Below are 5,502 nucleotides of genomic sequence, written 5' to 3' on the forward strand. Positions count from 1 at the left end.
ACATGAAGGTGTGACCATGGACCCAGCCGCTCCGAAGCCCAAGGAGAACATGGGCGAGCCGCTGCCTCGCGTCGATGCGCGGCTGAAAGTCACCGGGCAAGCCCACTATCCGGCAGACTTGCCGACGGCAAACCTGGCCTATGGCGCGCTGGCCACCAGCAGCATCGCCAAGGGCAGGGTGACGAAGCTTCACCTGGACGATGCCCGTGCCGTGCCGGGCCTTCTCGACATCGTCACTTATGGCGACATGGACAAGGTCGAGAAGCCGAAATTCGGCAACGCCGGCGCGACCTCGATCGGACCGCTGCATGACAGGACGATTTTCCACGACGGCCAGATCATCGCCTTGGCCGTTGCCGAGACATTCGAGGCGGCGGAGGAGGCGGCCCAGTTGATCCGCGCCGATTACGAGGAAGAGAAGCCGTCCGCGAGTTTCGATAGTCCCGGCACCAAAACCATTCCCGCCGCCGGCAAGAGTCCGCTGTTCAAGGAGGATGTGAAAGCAGGCGAGTTCGACACCGCCTATGCAGCCGCCGCGGTCAGGATCGACGCTCGGTATTCAACGCCTACCCAGCACCACAACCCGATCGAGCTGTTCTCCACGACGGCATTTTGGCAGGGCGATCAGCTCATCGTCCACGAGCCGTCCCAGAACGTCACCGGCTGGAAGGCCGAACTTGCGAGAGAATTGAAAATCGATCCGGCCAATGTGCGCATCGTCAGTCCCTTCATCGGCGGCGCCTTCGGCTCAAAAGGACCGATGACGCCGCGCACCGCCATCGTCGCAGTAGCCGCAAAACGTCTCGGGCGTCCCGTGCGCTGCGTGACGAGCCGCATGCAGGCTTTCGGCACACAGACTTACCGGGCCGAAACCCGCCACCGCATCCGGATCGGCGCCGGCAAGGACGGCCGCATCACCGCTTTCGCGCACGAAGGATGGGAGGTGACATCGCGCCCTGATCCCTATGTTGTCGGCGGCACCTCGGCGACCGGCCGCATGTACGACTACGGCTCGGTGTTGACGCATGTGTCGCTGGTCCAGGCAGATCGCAACACGCCGGGCTACATGCGTTCGCCGCCCGAGACACCTTACGTCTACGCGCTGGAAAACGCGATGGACGAGATGGCGGTGGCGCTTGGCATGGACCCGGTCGAGTTCCGCCGCATCAATGAGCCGAAGGCGGAACCGATCGGCAAGAAGCCCTTCTCCAGCCGCTCGCTGATCCAATGCTATGAACAGGCGGCCAATGCCTTCGGCTGGGCGAAGCGAGACCCCAAGGTCGGCGCGATGCGCGACGGCGACTGGCTGATCGGCATGGGCTGCGCCACCGCCATCTACCCCACCGCGGTGGCACCATGCGCGGCGCGCGTGCGCCTGACGTCGGATGGCGATGTGCGGGTGCAATGCGGCTCGCATGAGATCGGCACCGGCGTCCGGACAGTGGCCGCCCAGATGGCCTCGGAACGTCTTGGCGTTCCGATCGACAAGGTGACCGTCGAAATGGGCGACAGCAGCCTGCCTCCGGCCCCGGTCTCAGGTGGTTCGATTTCCACCGCAAGCGTCTGCTCGGCGGTTCTGAAGGCTTGCGATGCCATCCGGGCGAAGCTCTCCGCCGGAGCCACGGCCGAAGGCGGCCCGCTTGCCGGCTCACATAACGAGGAACTGGACCTTGACGGCGGCAAGATTGCGGCCAGGGGCGGAGCGTCCGCGAAGATCGAGGACGTCTTCAAGGCGATGCAAATTGGCGCGATCGAGGAATATGCCGAGTTTGCCCCGAAAGGCGCGACGCCTGAGGCAGTGAAGAAACTCTATGCCGGTCAGTCGGAATTCCATGGCGGCGATCAGGACGAGGACTCGGTGAAATACGCCTTCGGCGCGGAGTTCGTCGAAGTTCGCATCAACAGCTATACTCGGGAAATCCGTGTGCCGCGCATCGTCGGCGCTTTCGCGGCCGGCCGCATCATGAACACGCGCACCGCGCGCAGCCAGCTGATGGGCGGCGTGATCTGGGGCATTGGCCAGGCGCTGCATGAAGCGACCGAGGTCGACAGGCGCTATGCCCGCTACGTCAACCGCGACCTGCAGGATTACCTCGTGCCGGTCAACGCCGACATCAGGGACCTGCAGGTGATCTTGGTCCCGGAGGTAGACCACGCCGTCAATCCGGCCGGCGTCAAAGGCTTGGGCGAACTCGGCAATGTCGGCACCGCCGCCGCCGTTGCCAGCGCGGTCTACCACGCGACGGGCAAGCGCATCCGCGATCTGCCGATCAGGATCGACCAGCTTATCGCTTGACGATGCGGCGAGCGGCAGCGCGCCGCGATCTGCTCATCAATCCGCTGATTGCCGAGCCGCCGGTGCAATGCGAGCACCCCCACCCGCATTGCACCGGCGGATAGCTTCCGTTCACAACCCGTCGAATTTTCCCTGCCCGCTTGCCAGCGAGCGCCCCGCTTCGGTTTCGGCGAAGCAAAGGACAGAAAAAGACTTCTTTTTGCGATCCGGCCGGATGTTCTCTTGCCGACCCTACAACACGCGAACGCTCGCCTGGGAGGCGACGCATAACAAGAGCGGCTCGAAATGTCCGCCCTTCCGCCGTTCGATCGCGCATCTGCGCCGTTTTGGCGAGGTGCAAGGTTGCGGGCGCCGGGTCCGGCAGCTATGTCGGGCCGGACATTCCCGGCGAGAAGGCAGAACCGATGAACGTCCTTTCCACGTCCAAATCGCACGGCGGCATCCAGGGCGTCTATTCGCACGCGTCGGAAGTCTGTGCTTGCGACATGACCTTTGCCGTCTTCGTGCCACCCCAGGCGAAGGACGGGCCTTTGCCGGTTTTGTGGTATCTCTCGGGGCTCACCTGCACCCATGCCAATGTCATGGACAAGGGCGAATACCGGCGCCTGGCGGCCGAGCTTGGACTCGTCGTCGTCTGCCCCGACACCAGCCCGCGCGGTCCGGACGTTCCCGATGAGAAGGACAATTGGCAGTTCGGCTGCGGCGCCGGCTTCTACGTCGATGCCACGCAAGCGCCCTACGCGAAGAACTATCGCATGTACTCCTACGTCACTGAGGAATTGCCGGCGCTCGTCGCCGCCAATTTCCCGGTCGACATTTCGCGCCAGTCGATCTTCGGCCATTCGATGGGCGGGCACGGCGCGCTGACCATCGCGCTAAAGAACCCTGAGCGCTTCCGGAGCTGCTCGGCCTTCGCGCCGATCGTGCAGCCGACGACGGCGGGCTGGTCGCGGCCGGCACTGGAAAAATACCTGGGATCAGACGAAAAGAGCTGGCGCGCCCATGACGCCACGCTGCTCATCGAGGACGGCCATCGTTACGGCGAACTGCTCGTCGACCAGGGCAGCGCCGACGGCTTCCTCCAGGATGGTCTTCGTTCCTGGCTGCTCGAAGAGGCGTGCAAAAAGGCCGACATCGCGCTGACGATGCGCATGCAGGAAGGCTACGATCATTCCTACAATTTCATCTCGACCTTCATGGACGACCATTTGAAGTGGCATGCGGCGCGGCTGGCATAGGCAGCGCAAACGCCCGGCAGCCCTGAACCGGAAGTTGGATGGCCGCGACGCAATCCGGCGATCCAACGCGTCTTGTCATTGCGGTGAATAGGTCTCTGGAGTAATTTAGTACTTGGTTGGATGAGACGCATGCCCGCTGTCGTTATGCATGCGGTCTGCTCTGGTCCCGGCAGATTGTGAACTCTTTAACAGACCTCGGCGCCGCAAGCTGCGTTCCTGTGGCCGACAGGTCATAGCAGTTAAGGATTTGCCATGCTGCGATGCTGCGCGTTCCTTGCAGCCCTGGTTCTCGTGAGCTTCACGGCCTTCGAAGCTCATGCGGAGCGCAGGGTCGCCTTTGTGATCGGCAATTCCGAATACCGCGACATCCCGGCTCTCAAGAACCCGGACAAGGATGCCGAGGATGTGTCGAACACATTCCGCCTGGCCGGCTTCGACGTGTTCGTCGCCAAGGATCTCACCAAGCTTCGGTTCGAGGAGCAGTTCCGCAACTATCTCGCCGCGGCGGACGGTGCCGATCTCGCCGTCGTCTACTATTCGGGCCACGGTTTTCAGATCGGCGGCGAGAATTTCCTCATCCCGGTCGATGCCTCGCTCAAGGCCGCGGCCGACATCGAGGTCCAGGCGATCAAGCTCGACGACGTGCTGGAACAGCTGCGGGCGAAATCGAAAATCCAGGTGATCATCCTCGATGCCTGCCGCAACAATCCGTTCCCGCGCAAGGACTATTGGTTGCGCGACCAGCTGATTGCCGCGGGCGGCACCGGACTTGCGCAGGTGAAGAGCTCGCTGAACACGCTGATTGCCTTCGCCACCGAGCCGGGAGCCGTTGCCTATGACGGGGCGAGCGATCTCAGTCCCTTCTCGTCCGCCTTCTCGCGCCGGGCGCTGGCGCCCAACCAGGAGATCCGCACGGTGATGGCGGCGGTTCGCCGCGACGTGGTCAAAGCCACGGATGGCAAGCAGGTTCCTTGGGAGAATTCGTCGCTGATCGACGAGGTGGTGCTGATGCGCCGCGCCAGTCGACCGGCACTGCCGCCGGTGCTGGAAAAGGTCGTGCCGTCGGGCGTCGGACCGGTGGCGCTTGACCTGCCGGAGCCGGTCGATGTCGACGGCGGCGCGGTCACCGTCAGCATCGAAAGGCCGCCGGCGCTTGGACGCCTGACGCTGGACGGCAAGCCTGTCGCTATCGGCCAGCCGATTGCGGGCAAAGATCTGCCGCGCCTTAAGATGGACGTGCCGAAAGGATCCGGCGCGCAGGAAGAGGTCGACATGCTGGCCTATGCCACGCATGACAATTGGGGCGGTCAATCCCAAGGTATCCTGGTGTTTCGGGTCAAGAACGGGAACGCCGCCGAAGGGCAGCAGCTCATAGCTTCGCTTGAGGCCGAGCAGGAGCAGCAGGTGCTGGAGCGCGGCATTCACATCACCGGCGCCGCCGAGGCGATCGAGAACCGTGACGTAAGCGTCCCGGTCGGTGTCGGCCCGGTGCCGCTGAAGCTCGTTTTCCCGACCAAGGATCCCGCCGTCAGCGTGAAGCTTGCAAGCTATCCGGCAACGGGAACGCTGTCGCTGCCGGACCGGACCTTGTCTCCGGATTCAAGCCTGATGGCCGATGAAGTCGACCACTTGCGCTACGAACCCCAGATCGGCGCCGTCAAGCCGCTGAGCGTCGGCTTCGAAATAAGGGCCGACAACACGCCGTCGAAGCCGGCGACGATGAAACTGTCGCCAAGCGTCGACGCCTGTGACAGGGAGGCCGGCGAGCCTCTCGACCTGCAGGGCGTCGTCCCCGGCCTGCTGCCGAACGAAATCAGCAGCAACGCCGTGGATGTCTGCCGGGCGGCGGTGAAAGCCTATCCCGACGTCGCCCGCTTCCGCTACCAGCTCGGGCGTGCGCTGCTTGTTGCCGGCAAGGTCGAGGAGGCCAAGAAGGCCATCCAGGAAGCTGCCGACAGGGGGCATGTC

At 63.8% G+C, this 5,502-nt stretch carries 3 protein-coding genes; all 3 read left to right on the plus strand.

Translation table 11 applies throughout. The features are described from left to right. Positions 1-16: 16 nt before the first annotated feature. Entirely contained in the window at positions 17-2,296 is a 2,280-nt protein-coding gene (locus EOA32_RS32505; RefSeq protein ID WP_128373914.1) for a xanthine dehydrogenase family protein molybdopterin-binding subunit, read from the plus strand. Positions 2,297-2,700: 404 nt separating this feature from the next. Beyond that, on the plus strand, positions 2,701-3,534 hold the full coding sequence (fghA, locus tag EOA32_RS32510) for an S-formylglutathione hydrolase (protein WP_128373915.1): 834 nt from the start codon (positions 2,701-2,703) through the stop codon (positions 3,532-3,534). Between the two features lie 252 nt (positions 3,535-3,786). Further along, positions 3,787-5,502 (plus strand): caspase family protein (locus tag EOA32_RS32515; protein ID WP_128373916.1); only part of this gene is annotated, 1,716 nt, incomplete at its 3' end.

This window comes from Mesorhizobium sp. M1A.F.Ca.ET.072.01.1.1, assembly GCF_004023325.1.
In the GTDB taxonomy this organism is placed as follows: Bacteria; Pseudomonadota; Alphaproteobacteria; order Rhizobiales; family Rhizobiaceae; genus Mesorhizobium.